General features: G+C 52.9%; 16 protein-coding genes, 1 pseudogene and 1 riboswitch. Of the genes and pseudogenes, 11 read left to right on the top strand and 6 right to left on the bottom strand.

Annotated features, from left to right (window positions below; genetic code table 11):
- Positions 1-507, top strand: a 507-nt coding sequence (locus WCI03_13205) for an amino acid--tRNA ligase-related protein (protein ID MEI8140810.1), incomplete at its 5' end; no start/stop codon positions are given.
- Positions 508-590: 83 nt separating this feature from the next.
- On the opposite strand, the gene obgE is transcribed toward WCI03_13205, so the two are convergent.
- From obgE to rplU, 3 genes are all read right to left on the bottom strand, one after another.
- Positions 591-1,604 carry a GTPase ObgE gene (gene obgE / locus WCI03_13210; GenBank protein MEI8140811.1) on the bottom strand — a complete coding sequence of 338 codons (1,014 nt, stop codon included), beginning with the start codon at positions 1,602-1,604 and terminating at the stop codon, positions 591-593.
- 70 nt (positions 1,605-1,674) lie between these two features.
- Complete coding sequence (rpmA, locus tag WCI03_13215) at positions 1,675-1,926, bottom strand: 50S ribosomal protein L27 (protein ID MEI8140812.1); 252 nt, start codon at positions 1,924-1,926, stop codon at positions 1,675-1,677.
- Between the two features lie 17 nt (positions 1,927-1,943).
- The gene (rplU, locus tag WCI03_13220; GenBank protein MEI8140813.1) at positions 1,944-2,258 is read right to left on the bottom strand and encodes a 50S ribosomal protein L21; all 315 of its coding nucleotides are present in this window, start codon (positions 2,256-2,258) and stop codon (positions 1,944-1,946) included.
- A gap of 169 nt (positions 2,259-2,427) precedes the next feature.
- Here rplU and wecB point away from each other — a divergent pair, with 169 nt between their 5' ends.
- From wecB to WCI03_13245, 5 genes are all read left to right on the top strand, one after another.
- Complete coding sequence (gene wecB / locus WCI03_13225; protein ID MEI8140814.1) at positions 2,428-3,582, top strand: UDP-N-acetylglucosamine 2-epimerase (non-hydrolyzing); 1,155 nt, start codon at positions 2,428-2,430, stop codon at positions 3,580-3,582.
- Positions 3,583-3,629: 47 nt separating this feature from the next.
- A complete protein-coding gene (locus WCI03_13230; GenBank protein MEI8140815.1) occupies positions 3,630-4,592 on the top strand; it encodes an NAD-dependent epimerase in 963 nt (320 codons plus the stop codon).
- A gap of 13 nt (positions 4,593-4,605) precedes the next feature.
- Positions 4,606-5,916: a nucleotide sugar dehydrogenase gene (locus tag WCI03_13235; GenBank protein ID MEI8140816.1), complete on the top strand. Its 1,311-nt coding sequence runs from the start codon at positions 4,606-4,608 to the stop codon at positions 5,914-5,916.
- A 34-nt stretch (positions 5,917-5,950) separates the two neighbouring features.
- Positions 5,951-6,144, top strand: a riboswitch (cobalamin riboswitch).
- 85 nt (positions 6,145-6,229) lie between these two features.
- Complete coding sequence (gene cobT, locus WCI03_13240; protein MEI8140817.1) at positions 6,230-7,291, top strand: nicotinate-nucleotide--dimethylbenzimidazole phosphoribosyltransferase; 1,062 nt, start codon at positions 6,230-6,232, stop codon at positions 7,289-7,291.
- 51 nt (positions 7,292-7,342) lie between these two features.
- Positions 7,343-8,437 carry an SGNH/GDSL hydrolase family protein gene (locus tag WCI03_13245; GenBank protein MEI8140818.1) on the top strand — a complete coding sequence of 365 codons (1,095 nt, stop codon included), beginning with the start codon at positions 7,343-7,345 and terminating at the stop codon, positions 8,435-8,437.
- 68 nt (positions 8,438-8,505) lie between these two features.
- Here WCI03_13245 and WCI03_13250 read toward each other — a convergent pair whose 3' ends face one another.
- Both WCI03_13250 and WCI03_13255 read right to left on the bottom strand, forming a co-directional pair.
- The gene (locus tag WCI03_13250; GenBank protein MEI8140819.1) at positions 8,506-10,461 is read right to left on the bottom strand and encodes a DEAD/DEAH box helicase; all 1,956 of its coding nucleotides are present in this window, start codon (positions 10,459-10,461) and stop codon (positions 8,506-8,508) included.
- A gap of 106 nt (positions 10,462-10,567) precedes the next feature.
- Positions 10,568-11,395: an NYN domain-containing protein gene (locus WCI03_13255; GenBank protein ID MEI8140820.1), complete on the bottom strand. Its 828-nt coding sequence runs from the start codon at positions 11,393-11,395 to the stop codon at positions 10,568-10,570.
- 111 nt (positions 11,396-11,506) lie between these two features.
- On the opposite strand from WCI03_13255, the gene WCI03_13260 reads away from it, so the two are divergent.
- The 5 genes and pseudogenes from WCI03_13260 to WCI03_13280 all read left to right on the top strand — a co-directional run bounded on the left by WCI03_13260 (position 11,507) and on the right by WCI03_13280 (position 15,536).
- A complete protein-coding gene (locus WCI03_13260; GenBank protein MEI8140821.1) occupies positions 11,507-12,634 on the top strand; it encodes an HRDC domain-containing protein in 1,128 nt (375 codons plus the stop codon).
- Between the two features lie 162 nt (positions 12,635-12,796).
- Positions 12,797-13,117 (top strand): helix-turn-helix transcriptional regulator, encoded by a 321-nt coding sequence (locus WCI03_13265; GenBank protein MEI8140822.1) that lies wholly within the window; start codon positions 12,797-12,799, stop codon positions 13,115-13,117.
- 123 nt (positions 13,118-13,240) lie between these two features.
- A pseudogene (locus WCI03_13270) lies at positions 13,241-14,144 on the top strand (N-6 DNA methylase).
- Between the two features lie 148 nt (positions 14,145-14,292).
- Positions 14,293-15,357 (top strand): DUF4062 domain-containing protein, encoded by a 1,065-nt coding sequence (locus WCI03_13275; GenBank protein ID MEI8140823.1) that lies wholly within the window; start codon positions 14,293-14,295, stop codon positions 15,355-15,357.
- Positions 15,354-15,536, top strand: coding sequence for a hypothetical protein (locus WCI03_13280; GenBank protein MEI8140824.1), 183 nt, complete (start codon positions 15,354-15,356; stop codon positions 15,534-15,536). Before WCI03_13275 ends, WCI03_13280 begins: the two co-directional genes overlap by 4 nt.
- A gap of 175 nt (positions 15,537-15,711) precedes the next feature.
- Here the strand turns inward: WCI03_13280 and WCI03_13285 are convergent.
- A partial coding sequence (locus WCI03_13285; GenBank protein ID MEI8140825.1) for a hypothetical protein occupies positions 15,712-16,602 on the bottom strand: 891 nt, incomplete at its 5' end.

Raw genomic sequence — 16,602 nt, forward strand, 5'->3', positions numbered from 1 at the left:
CTTCCCCCGCCCCCCTGGCCCCGTTTTACCGTGGAGGAGCTCTACCTTAAATACGCCGGATGGAACCCGGTAGCCGCCTATAATGCTGAGCGTTTCGAACATGATCTTGTCACCATCATTGAGCCCGCTTTGCCTCGCGACACCCCTGTATTTGTCATCGATTATCCCGCTGCAGCGGCCGCCCTGTCACGGCGAAAACCTTGTCATGAAGCTGTCGCCGAACGCTTTGAGTTGTATATCCATGGCGTCGAGATCACCAATGCATTCAGCGAGCTGACCGATCCCGTCGAACAGCGCTGCAGGTTTGAAGAGTGCGCCCAGAAGCGCAAGGCCATGGGCGCCCCCGCCTACCCCCTCGACGAGGCTTTTCTTGCCGCCCTGGAGCTGGGTATGCCTCCTTCCGGCGGCATGGCGATGGGGATCGACCGCCTGGTCATGGTCCTGCTGGGCACCACCTCACTGGATGAGGTCATCGCCTTCAGAGAAGATGTGAGATCTGAGATGTGAGATGTGAGATGTAAGATGTGAGATGTTAAACGCAAGTGTCACGTCTTACGTCTCACATCTAACGTCTAACGTCTTACGTCTTCCTACGCCACGTGCTGGATCAGTTGCAGCAGACGTGATTTAAGGAGATCCAAGCCTTCGCCTGTCTCGGTAGACACGGGCAGGGGCTTGGTTCTGGTTTTCCTGCGGAAAACCTTCAAGTTTTCAGCCGACTCAGGCAGATCCATCTTGTTCGCGACCACAAGCGTGGAACGGGTCAGAAGCGTCTCATTATACATCTTCAATTCACGGCACACGACCCTGTAATCTTCAACCGGATCGCGCCCCTCGCTACCCGACATATCCACCACAATCGCCAGACAGGTGGCGCGTTCGATATGTCGCAGGAAATCCAAACCCAGCCCGACGCCTTTATGGGCATCTTTGATAATGCCGGGGATGTCCGCCACCCGGTAAGAAGTCGTTTCAAACTCTTCACCCACGATCACGGTCCCAATGATTGGATTAATGGTCGTAAAGGTGTAAGGCCCGATTTTCGGGTGGGCATTACTGATACGGCTCAGGATCGATGATTTACCCGCATTCGGAAACCCGACCAAGCCCACATCGGCCATAAGCTTGACATCCAGCTGGATACGCTTCTCTTCGCCAAGCTCGCCTTCGGTATGTTCATAGGGCGTCTGATGGGTGGAAGTCTGCCAATGGGGATTCCCAAGTCCACCCTTGCCACCCTTGGCCACAATCATTTCCGCCCCGGGCTCGACCAGATCACACAACAATTGGCCGGATACCGCCTCCCGAACTTCAGTACCGCAGGGAACCAGGACAACCAAATCCCCGCCGTTACGGCCATGCATGCGTTTTCCCATGCCATGCTGACCCTTTTCCGCGCGTTGCTCCGGATTGAAAAAAAGCGAGATCAGACTATCGGTGTTGGGATCGGCCTTCAGAATGACATGTCCCCCGCGGCCGCCATCGCCACCATCGGGACCACCTTTGGCAATGTATTTCTCACGCCGAAAGGCAAGGCATCCATTTCCGCCGGTACCGGCCGCGGCCAGGATCACCATCGAATCAATAAATTTACGTGTTTTCATGGTGACTCAAAACAAAAGCCGCGCCCAGTGGACGCGGCCTGCATGAAGCGGATTATTTCAAACTCCACGCTTACGCCGTAGCCTCGGTCGCAACAACGGTTACGGCACGGCCTTCTTTCGCAAATTTCACTTTGCCTTCGACCAAAGAGAACAGCGTGTTATCCCGGCCAAGCTTGACGTTGAGTCCCGCTTTAACCTTGGTTCCGCGCTGCCGCACAATGATGCCACCGGCTTTAATTGATTCGCCGTCATAGGCTTTAACGCCAAGGCGTTGCCCACGGCTATTACGTCCATTTACTCTACTGCCGCCTGCTTTCGACATAAATCAAACTCCTGTTTTTAGCCAATACTGGCCACGCGCAACACGGTCAACTGCTGACGATGACCGACTTTCCGCTTATAACCTTTGCGACGTTTTTTCTTGAACGCCACGACTTTAGGCGCCTTCACGCGCTCCACAATTTCGGCACTTACCTTGGCACCCTTTACAAAAGGGGTTCCCACTGTAAGGGTTTTACCATCAGAGAGCGCCAGCACTGAATCCAAAGTAACCGTGCTACCCGCTTCCCCTTCGAGAAGTTCAACTTTAAGGGTGTCACCGGCCTTCACCAGATACTGTTTCCCGCCTGTTCCAACTACTGCATAGGCATCCATAATATCCATCCTTATCCACGGTACGAAGCCGTTTTCCGGCTCTCTGCTAACAAAAGGTTGGTTATGCTAGGTTCCCACCCCCTAAATGTCAATGTTTCTTTTCTGTTTTTACAAGCCCATATCCCAGTCTCGACATTTACCCCGATATTAGACATATTTCCCCTTACTTATGAGCCGTTCCAAGCTTAACATCATATCAGTTGTCGGGGCGCGTCCCAATTTCATGAAAATCGCTCCATTTGTCCGCGAGCTCAGCCGCTTCCCGGATATTTTCACCCATACCCTCGTGCACACCGGGCAGCATTATGATGTCGCCATGTCGGACTCTTTTTTCAAGGAGCTGAGTATTCCCGCCCCGGATGTGAGTCTCGAAATCGGATCCGGTACTCATGCCGAGCAGGTCGGTAAAACAATGATCGCCTTTGAGAAAGTGATCCAGGCACGGAAACCCGACTGGGTCATCGTCGTAGGTGACGTCAACGCCACTTGTGCCTGTTCCATCACCACTAAAAAAGAGCACATCCGACTGGCCCATATTGAGTCAGGGTTACGTTCGTTTGATCTCGATATGCCGGAAGAAATCAACAGGATGGTCACCGACCGTCTTTCTGACCTCCTCTTCACTACCGATGCCATGGCTGATGCAAACCTTCTAAAGGAGGGCGTACCTGCCGACCGGATCAAACGTGTCGGCAATATCATGATTGATTCGCTGGAAGCCCAGCGGGCGCCAGCGGCGGCGCTGAACCTCCCCACCCTCTGCACCGCTTTTGCCCTACCGGGCGCACATCATCCTGCCCCGCCGCTTAAAGACAACCGGTTCTGTGTTATCACACTGCACCGCCCCTCCAATGTTGACGACCTGAATGTCCTCGCGCCACTGGTAAGTTTTCTTACTGACGAAGTGGCCCCGGTCATCCCCTTGATCTGGCCCGTCCACCCCCGTACCCGCAAAAAGCTGGAGTCCTCCGGGCTGTGGGAGCTACTCCAAAAAGCTCCCGGCATTATCCTCACCCAACCTCTGGGATACCATGAAATGTTGCGGCTCAGCATGGGGGCAAAGGTCATGTTAACGGATAGCGGCGGACTGCAGGAAGAATGCTGTATCTGGGGAACCCCCTGCCTGACGCTCCGTTGGAACACTGAGCGCCCCATTACCTTGCGGGAACATGGGGGCGTCAGCGTCCTGGTCGGAAACGACATCGAGCGCATCCGCGCCGAGTTCAGGGAGGCCGCCGCGCTCCCCAGAGCCCCACACCAGCCCCCCCTATGGGATGGGCATACCGCTGAACGGATTGTTGCCTGTTTCAAAGAATTAAAGTAAAAATCACACATATGTGATCGTATTTGTCACTCTCCCCAGATCAAATCATGAAAATATTTGTTACAGGAACTGCAGGTTTTATCGGAATGCATCTGGCTCATACCCTCCTGAAAGAGGGACACACAGTGGTCGGCCTCGACAATTTCAACGATTACTACCCCGTACAACTCAAACGCGACCGTCATGCCCGATTGACCGGTTTTAACAATTATATGGGTGTTGAGGGCGACCTCTGCGATGCCGCCCTGCTGACAAACCTTTTCAAAGAACACCGCTTCGATGTCGTCTGTAATCTCGCAGCACAAGCCGGAGTTCGTTATTCACTAACCAATCCCTCGGCCTATCAGAAATCAAATTTGGAAGGCTTTCTTAACATCCTGGAAGCCTGCCGCCACGCTAAAACGCCACGCCTTGTCTACGCCTCGAGTTCCAGCGTTTACGGGGGTAACACCAAGCTCCCTTTTAGTGAGAACGATCCCGTGGACTGTCCGGTCAGCCTCTATGCCGCCACAAAAAAAGCCAATGAATTGATGGCACACACCTACACCCATCTTTATGGACTGCAAACAGTCGGCCTCCGCTTTTTCACCGTCTATGGACCTTGGGGCCGCCCCGATATGGCCTACTGGAGTTTCACAAAGGCCATGCTCGCAGGAAAATCCATTCCGGTTTTCAATCACGGCCAGATGCGCCGTGACTTCACCTATATCGATGACATTATTGCCGGCGTGAAGTCAGCACTATTCAGCACCGGACTCGCCCCCTATGAGGTGCTCAATCTGGGAAATCATAACGCTGAAAACCTGATGGACATGATCCGGACTCTGGCCACTACCCTTGGCGTGGAACCTAAAATGGAATTACTCCCCATGCAGCCGGGGGACGTCCCCGCCACCTACGCCGACATTACACTGGCCCAAACCAAGCTGGGCTTCCAGCCGACAACATCAATCGCACAAGGTTTGCCTGAATTTGTCGCGTGGTACCGGGATTATCATTCAATTTCTTAAACTAAGGAGAACTATGAAACACAAAGAAATGCTTATCGAGAAACTGAATAACAAGTCAGCCGTTATTGGTATTGTCGGTTTGGGTTATGTGGGGCTCCCGCTCGTCATCCGCTTCGCGGAAGAAGGCTTCCGGGTAGTGGGCATTGACATTGACGACAGCAAGGTGACCAAACTCAATGCGGGCAAGAGCTACATTGAACATATCCCCGCCAGCGCAATTCTTCAAACACGCAAAGCCGGTTTCCGGGCTACCACCAATTTTGCTGAGGCCAAAAAAGCCGATGCCCTGATTATCTGCGTCCCCACTCCACTCGACGAGCACCGTGAGCCGGATATGAGTTACGTAATTGGAACTGTAGAATCACTGATCCCCAACATCCGGGCAGGCCAGCTTATGTCCCTCGAAAGCACCACCTATCCCGGTACCACGGACGAAGAACTCCTGCCGCGTATTGAGGCGCGTGGATTTACCGTCGGAAAAGATTATTTTCTCACATTTTCCCCCGAACGCGAAGATCCCGGCAATCAGAAATTCAATACCCGGACCATCCCGAAAGTCTGCGGGGGAATTACCCCGACCTGTCTTGAAGTGGGCGTCACTCTCTACGGCTCGATTATTGACCGGGTTGTCCCGGTGAGTTCCACCCGTGTGGCCGAAATGACCAAACTGCTGGAGAACATCCACCGCTCGGTAAATATCGGCCTGGTCAACGAGATGAAAATTGTGGCTGACCGTATGGGAATCGACATCCATGAGGTGATCAATGCTGCCGCCACCAAGCCTTTCGGTTTCGTACCCTATCAACCGGGCCCCGGTTTGGGCGGACACTGCATTCCGATTGATCCGTTCTATCTCACCTGGAAGGCCCGCGAATATGGAGTTCACACACGCTTCATCGAGCTGGCGGGCGAAGTTAACAGCGGTATGCCGGAGTGGGTGATCGGCAAGTTGAATGATGCCCTGAATGATCGAGGCAAATCGGTTAAAGGCAGTAAAGTGCTCGTGCTCGGACTTGCCTATAAAAAAGATGTGGATGATTCCCGGGAATCCCCCTCCTGTATTTTGCTGGAATTACTCCGTAAACGCGGCGCGAAATTTGCCTATTCAGATCCTTATTTCCCCGCTTTCCCCAAAATGCGGGAACATAAATTCGACCTGCAAAGCGTCCCTCTGACCGCCAAGAGCATTGCCTCCTACGATTGCATCCTGCTGGCCACCAACCACACCTCTTTCGATTACAAGATGATTTTGAAGAATGCCAAGTTGATTGTGGACACGCGGGGCGTCTACTTGAAGCCAGCCAAGAATGTGGTCAAGGCTTGACAGTCTGGCGGCCACTCTTTATTCTACGCCCCAATATGTGAATAGTTGATTCGGCATCCCGGAACACGGTGCAAATCCGTGGCGATCCCGTCGCTGTAATCGAGGAGTTGGTTTTTCAGGGAGTACCCCACCACTGGGTCGAGCGGCAAAACCGCATCGGCCCGGGAAGGTTGAAGAACCGGCAATGATCCGAAAGCCAGAAGACCTGCCGAATCATAAATATTTTGGAATCTGATGGAAAAGGGTTCCGACACTCCAGCAGAAGCTGGATTGTCGGAACCCTTTTTTTTTAAACAAATAAAGGAAAAAACATATGAACACACTTGAACATACACTGAAAATAATCCGTCCGGTCGACCACTCCATTACTCCCGCCATACAGGCGCATCTGGATGACCTGACCAAGCCCCAAGGCAGCCTTGGCCGCCTGGAAGAGATTGCCATGCGGTATGCCTTGGCGACGGGCACCGTTAAACCCAAACCCGGCAAATGCCGCATCTATTGCTTTGCAGGGGATCATGGCGTAGCCGCCGAAGGCGTCTCCGCCTTCCCCAAGGAAGTCACTCCGCAAATGGTCTTCAACATGCTGGCGGGCGGGGCCGCCGTCAATGTCTTTGCCCGCCACGCAGGTGCCGAACTGAACGTAGTGGATATGGGTGTTGACGCTGATTTCGCCAATGCCCCCCACCTGCTGCACCACAAGGTGGCGCGCGGTACAGCCAATATGGCGATCGGACCTGCTATGACCAAAGCTCAAACCATTCAGGCACTGGAGACGGGTATTGCGCTGGCCACACAGGCCGCCAGCGAGGGGATCACCCTCTTGGGAACTGGAGAAATGGGTATCGCCAACACCACGCCTGCCACCGCCCTTTTCGCCGCCTATCTGGATCTCAAACCCTCCTCCATCACCGGCCGCGGCACCGGTGTCGATGACGCCCGCCTTCAACATAAAATCAGCGTGATCGAAAAATCCATCGCCATCAACAAGGACTCATTGACCGAGCCTCTCTCCATACTGGCAGCCTTGGGCGGTTTTGAAATCGCTGGCATCGCCGGCCTGGTTCTGGGTGGGGCAGCTAATCGGGTTCCCGTGGTAGTAGATGGCTTCATTTCCACCGCAGGCGCATTGGCGGCCATCAAACTTCAACCTGCCGCAGCCGACTATGTATTCTTCAGCCATCTGTCAGAAGAGGCCGGCCATCGAATTGTCATGAATGCCATCGGGGTGAAGCCTATTCTTGACCTCAATATGCGGCTTGGAGAGGGAACTGGTGGTGCGCTCGCGATGACCATTATTCAGGCTGCCCTCAAAATGATGGCCGAGATGGCCACCTTTAGTTCCGCCCAGGTTAGCGGGAAGGAAGGGTCCTGACTTCGCAATTCGGGCTTCTGTATTTGAATGTAAATCGATATCCTGCAACTCATGAAAACCCTTTTGAAGTTGATGTTGCGGGTGTCGATTAGCCTGATCCTAACTGTTGTCCTGCTGGAGGTTGGCCTGGCGTGGCTTTGCGCCAGTGGGCGCTTAAAAATCGCCAAGCCCTCTTATTGCCTGAGTAATATTGGCTCGCGTTTCTGGGCGGACAGCAACCCCAAATTCGGGGTCTGGCACGACCCCCATTCTTCGTTTAAACACGTTTCCCCTGACTATAACCTAACCTATCACGCAAACGGCCAGGGCATGAGGGATAAGGAGCGTGACCTTAAATCCCACGGGAAAAAGCGCGTGGTCGTTCTAGGGGACTCCTTTGTAGAAGGCTGGGGCGTTGCCTCAGAGAACCGTATGAGTGACCGCCTCGAACGAATTACCGGGCTCGAATGCCTGAATTTCGGAACCTCAGGCTCGTTTGGCCCCACCCAGTATCTGATGCTCTATACCGAACTGGCAAAAACCTTTGAACATGAGGCCCTGATCATCACCATTTTGCCGGACAATGACTTTCTGGATGACGATTATGAGTATGGTCGCATCATGCATGCAGATCGGATCCGCCCTTTTTTCACAGGTACTAAACCAAATTACGAGCTGCTCATCACCAAACCACAAACCCCGGCTCCCAGCTCAAAACTATTGGAGCAAATCCTGCTTAATCTCACTTATACCGGCAATTTGATCAAACATTTCAAAAGCCTATCACGACATCGTCAGGCAACTCTTCCCGCCAACTACGCGGGGTATTTCGACTTTACTTCAGCCCAGTGGGATCGGCTGGAAAAAGTGCTTCAGGAATTCCGGATTGCGGCCCCTTCCATTCCCATACTCGTATTGACCATCCCCTGCGATACCGATATTCAACGGACGGAAAAGCTGGGAGAAGCACCTCTGCCCGCGAAAATGCGAAGCCTCTGCGCCACCTTGGGAATTCAATATCTTGATCTCATGCCAGCCATCAAAGCGACGCCGGAAGGCTGGCAGTCCTGCTACCTGAAAACCGACCGCCACTGGAATGCCCGCGGGAACGAAGTGGCTGCTGAAGAGATCAGTAAGCAGTGGTCAGTTGGCAGTAAGCAGCAGTAACCAGCTAGCAGAATGCAGTGTGCAGAAAGCAGTAAGCTTCTTTCTGGCCCCTGCTCACTGCCAACTGCCTACTGTCCACTGTCCACTGATTTCCGCGGCTTCCCTTTTACGTCTGAGGTATGTTTTTCGGGAAGCAATGAAAGTGTCAGGTCGCCGAATTCGGAATCCACCGTCATCGGGCCATTCTCAAGCGGGGCCAGAAATTCCTTTCCGACTTGGGCAAAGGACTGAGTCTGGGTCAGCTCGATCATGCCCACACGCGGCGGGAGCACTCCAAGTTTGGCTTCGAACAGGTTGACAATCGCCCTTGGATTGATTTTATCGCTCCATCCCACACTCAGCCTGACCCACTGACTCCCCCGTGGCGCAAGACGCAATATAGGCAGGGGATCTTCGTTGGTTTTTGTGCTGGGAACAAGAGCTTCCGCACGCCGTTCGCGCATGGGCTTTGAGTCCGGACGTGGTTGCTTTTTAGGCGCAATGACCGGCAGAATCTTAGGCGCAGCGGCAGGCATAATCTTGGACGTAACCATGGGCGTTAGCTTCGACGCCACCTTTGAGGCCGTGGCCGTCACGGGGGTGGCAGATTTTACAGCCACCGGTCTGGGAATAGACGGCGCCGTATTCACTGGCGGGGTCATGGTAGGCCGCGGGGCAGGTTTGACGGCGGCGGGCGCTACTTTGCCAGCGGTCGGAGCCTCCTCACTGTCGCCGCTTCCACCAGTCGCCATAACAAACAATGCAGCAGCAATATCTGTGGAGGAGAAGCCTTCCTCGAGCAATCGATCCACAAGAGGCATTTGCGAGGCAAACGCAGTTCCCCGCAATACCTTACGCACTTTTTCAATCAGGGCATCGGTTCGTTTTTCCTCAACTTCGCCCATGGTCGGCATCTTGCCGCGAAGAATGCGGGTGCGGGTAAACCGCTCAATAAAGGGGAGTTTGTAAATATCGCGACCTGACACAAAAGTAATGGCCATCCCGCGCTTGCCAGCACGTCCAGTTCGACCAATCCGGTGAACATAGTCCTCTGCATCATAGGGGATATCGTAATTGACCACCAACTCCAGATCATCCACATCGATACCCCGGGCGGCTACATCGGTGGCAACAAGAAATTCGAATTCACACTTCTTGAACTTATTCATCACGCGCGTCCGCTGAACCTGCGGAATTCCGCCATGCAAACGATCGGCCGAAAATCCCTGGGCGAGCAGAGTATCAGTAAGCTCGTCCACCATGCGTTGGGTATTACAGAAGATGATACCCAGACGGAAGCCGTAATAGTCAATCAAGCGCAGCAACGCCGCCACTTTATGAACGTGCTGAACCTCGTAGAACCATTGTTCAACGGTAGACACAGTGGCTGTTTTCTGCTCCATACGGATGGGTTTAGGATCACGCGAATAGCGCTTGATCAGCTCGCGAATAGGCGGCGACATGGTGGCGGAAAAGAATACAGTCTGCCGTTCGGAGGGAGTGGAGTCCAGAATTTTGCCAATATCATCCCGGAAACCCATATCCAGCATACGATCGGCCTCATCCAGAATGACCATGCTTACTTGATCAAGCTTCAGGGTACCGCGATCGATATGATCTAACACCCGCCCCGGTGTTCCGATAACGATCTGGACCCCTTTCCGCAATTCAAACAACTGGCGGTCATAGGAGGCCCCGCCGTAAATGGGCACCGAATGCACACCCCGTTTGTGAAGGGAAAGCTTGTGAACCTCTTCCGCCACCTGGGTTGCGAGTTCACGGGTCGGACATAGAATCAGAATTTGGACCGCACGATTGGCCGCATCCACTTTCTCAATTGCAGGAATGGCAAAAGCCGCTGTTTTCCCAGAACCCGTTTGCGACTGCCCCACGACGTCGTTTCCCGCCATGAGAACAGGTATGGCCGCCGCCTGAATAGGCGAGGGCTCTTCGAACCCCAGGGTTTCAACGGCTTTGAGAATGGCGGGAGATAGCCCGAGGGCTGCGAAAGTAGGCTTTAGAGGTGCATCAATCTTTGTATCCATATTTTTGAATGATAGCGTTTTTGATTTCAAACAAGCGAGACTAATAAAATTAGGATCCAGAAGTCAGAATTCAGTATCCAGTATATAGATCTATTCTGAATCCTGACTACTGCGCAGCAACGCCTTTGATGACATAGCCGCCGGATTTTTCGTCGCGCTCAAGGTCGAAAATTCCACGATCACGAGCTTCATCGAGCAGCTGATTAAAGGAGCGAAATCCGTAGTACGACTCGCTGAAGCCGGGCTTTCGACGCCGGAGTGTCTGCTTGATCATGGAGCCCCAGATCTTTTCCCCTTCACCACGTTCCTCCAACAGGGCCTCATAAGTTGCAACCAGTAGATCAAAAGCCTCGTCTTTCTTATCCTTGGGATCTTTTGAGGCAGCAACAACCGGCGCCTTGGCGGTCGGGGCATCGGCTCTCGCCGGCTTACGTACGACACGGGGCCGGGGCAGGGCGCGCCGCACCAGATCATCGTAGTAGATAAATTCATCACAGTTGGCAATCAACAGTTCGGAGGTTGAGTTTTTAGCCCCCACCCCAATCACGATCTTGTCGTTTTCCCGCAATTTACTCACAAGCGGCGAGAAATCCGAATCCCCACTAATGATGACGAAGGTGTCAACGTGACTTTTCGTGTAGCAAAGATCCAGCGCATCCACCACAAGCCGGATATCGGCGGAGTTTTTACCAGACTGGCGAACATGCGGAATTTCAATTAATTCAAACGAAGCCTCATGCATCAGGCCCTTGAACTCCTTGTATCGACTCCAATCACAATACGCCTTTTTGACCACAATGTTGCCTTTAAGCAGCAGACGCTCGAGCACTTTGCTGATATCAAAGGGCGGGTAGTTCGCATCACGTACCCCCAGGGCTATATTCTCAAAATCACAAAATAGGGCCATACTACGTGTTTCAGCCAACTGGGTCATAAGGCTCATCTCCTTCCGCCTTTACGGCATTACTGTTTTCACCTTACTGCAATCAGATCAGGATTACGATTAAGATTATGATTAAGACTGCGCCCCTGATATAATGGATACATGGCTAATGACTACACAATGATTGATACTCCGGGCGATCTCGGGAAACTTATTGAATACCTATCCGACACCCCCTGCGTGGCTGTTGATACTGAGTTTGTATGGGAACGGACGTTCTACGCTCGACTGGGAATGATCCAACTCGGGACACCTGATGGCACTTGTTTTCTAATTGATACTGTTGCCATATCTGACCTTACCCCTCTGGGAAAAGTATTTACAAACCCGGGTATTGTAAAAATTCTGCATGATGCCCCCCAGGATCTCATGATTCTTCGCCGCGCGACAGGCGGCATCCCGCAAAACATCTTTGACACCCGACTGGCGGCTGGGTTCGCAGGACTAAGCAGTGAGATCTCACTTCAAAATTTACTGGCCAATCTCCTGGATGTCCAATTACCCAAAGGACATACCCGCGCCGACTGGATGGCGCGCCCCTTATCTGGCGAACAATTGGAATATGCCGCAGATGACGTTCGGTACCTACCGCGGGCCGCAACCCTCATGCGGGAAAAAGCCCGGGAGACAGGCGTTGAGTCGTGGCTGAATGAAGAGCTTCAGCTGCTCAATGACCCCATCCTTACAGAAGAGCGGAGTCCGGCGGAAACCTATCGCCGGATTCGCGGATCCGGACGATTAGGCATCCGCAGTCTGGCCGTGTTACGCGAGCTCGCCACTTGGCGGGAGCAGGAAGCCAAATCCGCAGATCTTCCACGTCAGCATGTGGCGGAAGATTCAGAACTGTTATCCCTGGCTTGTATCATGCCGACTCAAATCGCTGACTTCGAGAAATGCCGTGATTTCAAACGCCGGACCGAGGCGCGTTACGGCGAACCCTTACTGGCAGCAGTTCAGCAGGGATTGGCAATACCTGAATCGGAATGCCCTCTTGTATCGGAACCTCCTGATGAGCGAAAAATCGGCAAAGAAAGAATCGCCGTATTGGTGGAGAATATTCGAATATCCGCCGAGGCCAAGCGAGTGGATGCCCGTCTGGTAAGCACCAAGAATGATGTTCTGATGCTGCTGCACGAAGGAACCCTTGCCTTGCCAATGAATCATCGTCTTCTGCGTGGTTGGCGGGCGGAATTGCTTGGCGATAGTCTGACGACGCTCCGGGGAATATAGGCTTCAGAATCCTGAAGCCATGGCCCATAATCTGTTCCCATTTCGGGAACACAAAGCATGGCGATTAAAATTCATATCACATTGTGGTTTATTATGTTGTGACCTGTTTTGCATGTTTCCATTTTGGATATTATGCATGGGATAGAGTATCTTCTCCGTCAAATGATGGATCAGATACTCCAACCCGAAACAAGGGCTGCGCTGCGAAATTGGCTACGCACTAATCGCGCTGCCAAAAACCTCCCTATGCGCACCATTGCCTCCCGTCTCGGAGTGTCTCACTCCTGGGTCGCCAAAACCGAAAATGGTGAACGACGGCTGGAAATTGTCGACTTCGTGAATCTTTGTTTCGCGCTGGGTGTGGATCCATACAAGGGACTCGCCTTGATTATCACCAACTTGTCATCGCATAGCGAAAATAAGTACAGCGCCTTAAAGGCTGCCGACGCTCCAGTCAAATACCGGGTCAAGCGGAAGAAGTAATCCCTGCATTCAACCGCATTCTGATGCAAAAGTCCCATTGATCTTGATTGCCACCTGTAATCATTCTATCCTCGCAATTCATTGGCTCAAGCTATTTGACACCATGAAGAAGCTGGATTAACGATGACAAAAGACAACGGTAAATCCCTCGAGTCCTGGATCTGGGACGCTGCCTGCTCCATCCGCGGCGCCAAAGATGCCGGCAAATATAAGGACTTCATTCTTCCGCTCATCTTCACAAAGCGCCTTTGCGATGTTTTCGATGACGAATTGAATCGCATTGCCGAGGAAGTCGGCGGTCGGGCCAAGGCCTTCAAACTGGTGAAACACGATAAGAAACTCGTGCGCTTTTACCTCCCGCTGGAGCCCAAGAACCCGGACGACACCGTCTGGTCCGTCATCCGCAAACTTTCCGACATGATCGGCCAGCAACTCACCACCCACCTGCGCGCCATCGCCGATGCCAACCCTCTGCTTAAGGGGATACTTGACCGAGTGGACTTCAACGCCACCACCCACGGAACACGCGACCTTGATGATGACCGGCTCCGGCAATGCCAATACGAACAAGGAAAAAGATGTCCGCAAATGGTTCGTTGATCAGGATCTGATAGACGGCGTGATCTACCTGCCGGAGAATCTTTTCTACAACACCACCGCCCCCGGCATCATCATCGTTCTCAATCGGGCAAAGCCGAAAACCCGCGCGGGCAAGATGCTACTGCTCAACGCCAGCCGCGAGTTTATCAAAGGGGATCCAAAGAACTACATCCCCGAAGAAGCCATCGCCCGTATTGCCGATACCTTTCTGACCTGGAAGGAAGTGGATAAATACAGCCGTGTTGTCGGCACCACTGAAATCGCGAAAAACGATTACAACATTTCCCCCAGCCGCTACATCCATACCGGTGACGCTGATGAGTACCGTCCACTTGCCGAGATTGTTGAGGAACTCGGTGATTTGGAGAAAGAGGCGCGGGAGACGGACAAAGCGCTCAAAGAAATTCTGACGAGGCTGGGTGTATGACGAAGGTAATCAAGAGTCTGGCCTACTTCGGGCAATGTTGTCTTGCGTTCTCAATTTTCCGCGCAGTGCGTGGAAAATGTTGCATTCAGCATAATGACAACTGGTTACGCAAATATTACCATGCGGACATCGGCCAAATTTTCATGTTATGAAAACACGGATATTCATCAGTAGTGTGCAAAAGGAGTTCGCCACAGAACGGCAAGCTCTCAAAACCTATATCCTTGGTGATGCCTTGCTGAGCCGCTTCTTTGATGTCTTTCTCTTTGAGGATCTTCCGGCCTCCGACCGTCGCCCTGATGACGTCTATTTGGATGAAGTACGACGATGTAGTGTGTATCTGGGTTTATTCGGCGACGAATATGGATGGGAAGATGCTAAAGGTTTTTCTCCAACCCACCGCGAATTTCTCGCCGCGACTCAGTTGGGCATACCTCGCCTCGTTTTCGTCAAAGGCACCGTGTTTACGCTCGTGGACCAGGCTCTTGATTTCGTCATGTCAAAGTTGAATCTCTCTGTTGGCACTCGGAAGGATGGTCCCCGAGCACCGGTTGCCTACGAGATCCCTCGGGAAGTGGTGGCGGAAGCTATTGTCAATGCCGTTGCTCATCGCGATTACACCAGCAACGGCAGTATTCAGGTCATGCTATTTTCGGATCGTTTGGAGGTTTGGAATCCTGGCGTTCTGCCTCACTCACTGACACTTGAAAAGCTTCGCCAGCCCCACGGGTCCATTCCTGCCAATCCACTATTAGCCGAACCGCTTTATCTTACCGAATATATCGAGCGGATGGGTACTGGTACCCGCGACATGATTCGCCGGTGCAGGGAAACAGGCCTCCCTGAGCCGGAATTCACTGTTTCAGACGGTTTTCTCGTCACTCTTCGCCGCCCGACCACTCAAATCACAGGGCAAGTCACAGGGCAAGTCACAGGGCAAGTCACAGGGCAAGGCGGATTTGTGCCTCTATCGGAACCCGAGCGAGTTCTCTTTGTGATAGACGGGGAAATGACTCGGCAAGCGATTCAAAAGGCCTTGCAACTTCGCGGACGTGACAACTTTGAGAATCGCTACCTTAAGCCGGCTCTGGAAGCCGGGTTTATCGAACGGACGTTACCTGACAAACCCACCAGCCGCCTCCAAAAGTACCGCCTCACCCCAAAAGGGTATGAACTTTTGACAGCACTGAAAGAAAAAGGGAGCGGAGCGTGAAAACCAGGAATAAACAACGCACGGACGCGCACGCCACAGAACTGGGCCGTAGTTTACGCACTCCCTTCCTGCGTTACCAATTCTCTCCGCACTGCGGAGAGAATTGCAGTGGACTCACTTTTATCGAGCGCGAACAGGCCATCATCGTGCGCGAGCGGGGAGAGCGCTATGGTTCATAACCTCCCCACAATAGACCGACCTGCTCTCAAGGTGGACCGCGCCGTCCCCGGCACGGTCAGACGCCGCCAGAAATCTGTTCAGGACACAGGGCAAGCAACGACGCCGGAAAAAGCAGAATGGACGGTAAGTACGCTAGGAGAAATCCTAACACTGAACAGGTTGAGCAAGTGATGCTCAAGGGGCGAGATTCACGTTTTTCGCCTGCCCTCGCCAGTGCTGTAGCTCTTTTAGCATGGCGCTATGTCCGGTGAGTACCTGACGAATCACCATAGACTCATTCTCCGTCGTCACAGGGAATGACACGCTACGGGATACATAGGTTAGAAGCTCCTCATTGGCCCACGCAGGTTGACGCAAGCGCAAAAAGGTCAACACATCAGTACGGGAGGCATTCCATCGCGCCCTGAGATATTTCCTGGATGATTGAATCGGATGCTTGAGATCGGCTAAGCTTAACCCCTGCGGAATCCAATTCGGGTCATCCGGTATATCCACACGAGGAAAAGCCATGGAACAGACATCTACCGTGGTCACGGCAAAATCTCCAGAACGGATCATGGTGGTAACCCAGATGGACGTATCGCCCGTCGAGGAAATAACCCGCCAGATCTGGACAGGAAGCCCCTGGGGAACTGAGTTGCTGAGTTGTTGAGTTGTTGAGTTGATGGGGGCTCCATTCTCAACAACTTGAGAACTTAACAACCGAGCAACTTCCTCAACACGGTAGCCCTTGATTTTCATGCACATGGGCATGTTGTACCCATGCACCAAGCGCAACCCAAGCTTCACAGGCGAACCTTCGCATTCGGCCACATACGCCACGATGTTGGGTTCGGCCTGCTCCCTGACAGTAACCGGAAGCACTTGCACGGTCATTCCGGGAACCATCGGGGTAAACCCTGCAAAGTCCTCTCCCGTCAAATCAAAGGCCTTGAAAGGCTTGTCACTAATCCTTCCCGCCACAAGCCAGAAGGCTACCAGCAACATACAGGAAACCAAAAGACCCGGCACTATGTAGTTTCTCATAGCAACCTCAACGCCGCCGATTCCCGGAGGGACGCCCTC

The sequence above is a fragment of the bacterium genome, assembly GCA_037143175.1.
In the GTDB taxonomy this organism is placed as follows: Bacteria; Verrucomicrobiota; Kiritimatiellia; order CAIKKV01; family CAITUY01; genus JAABPW01.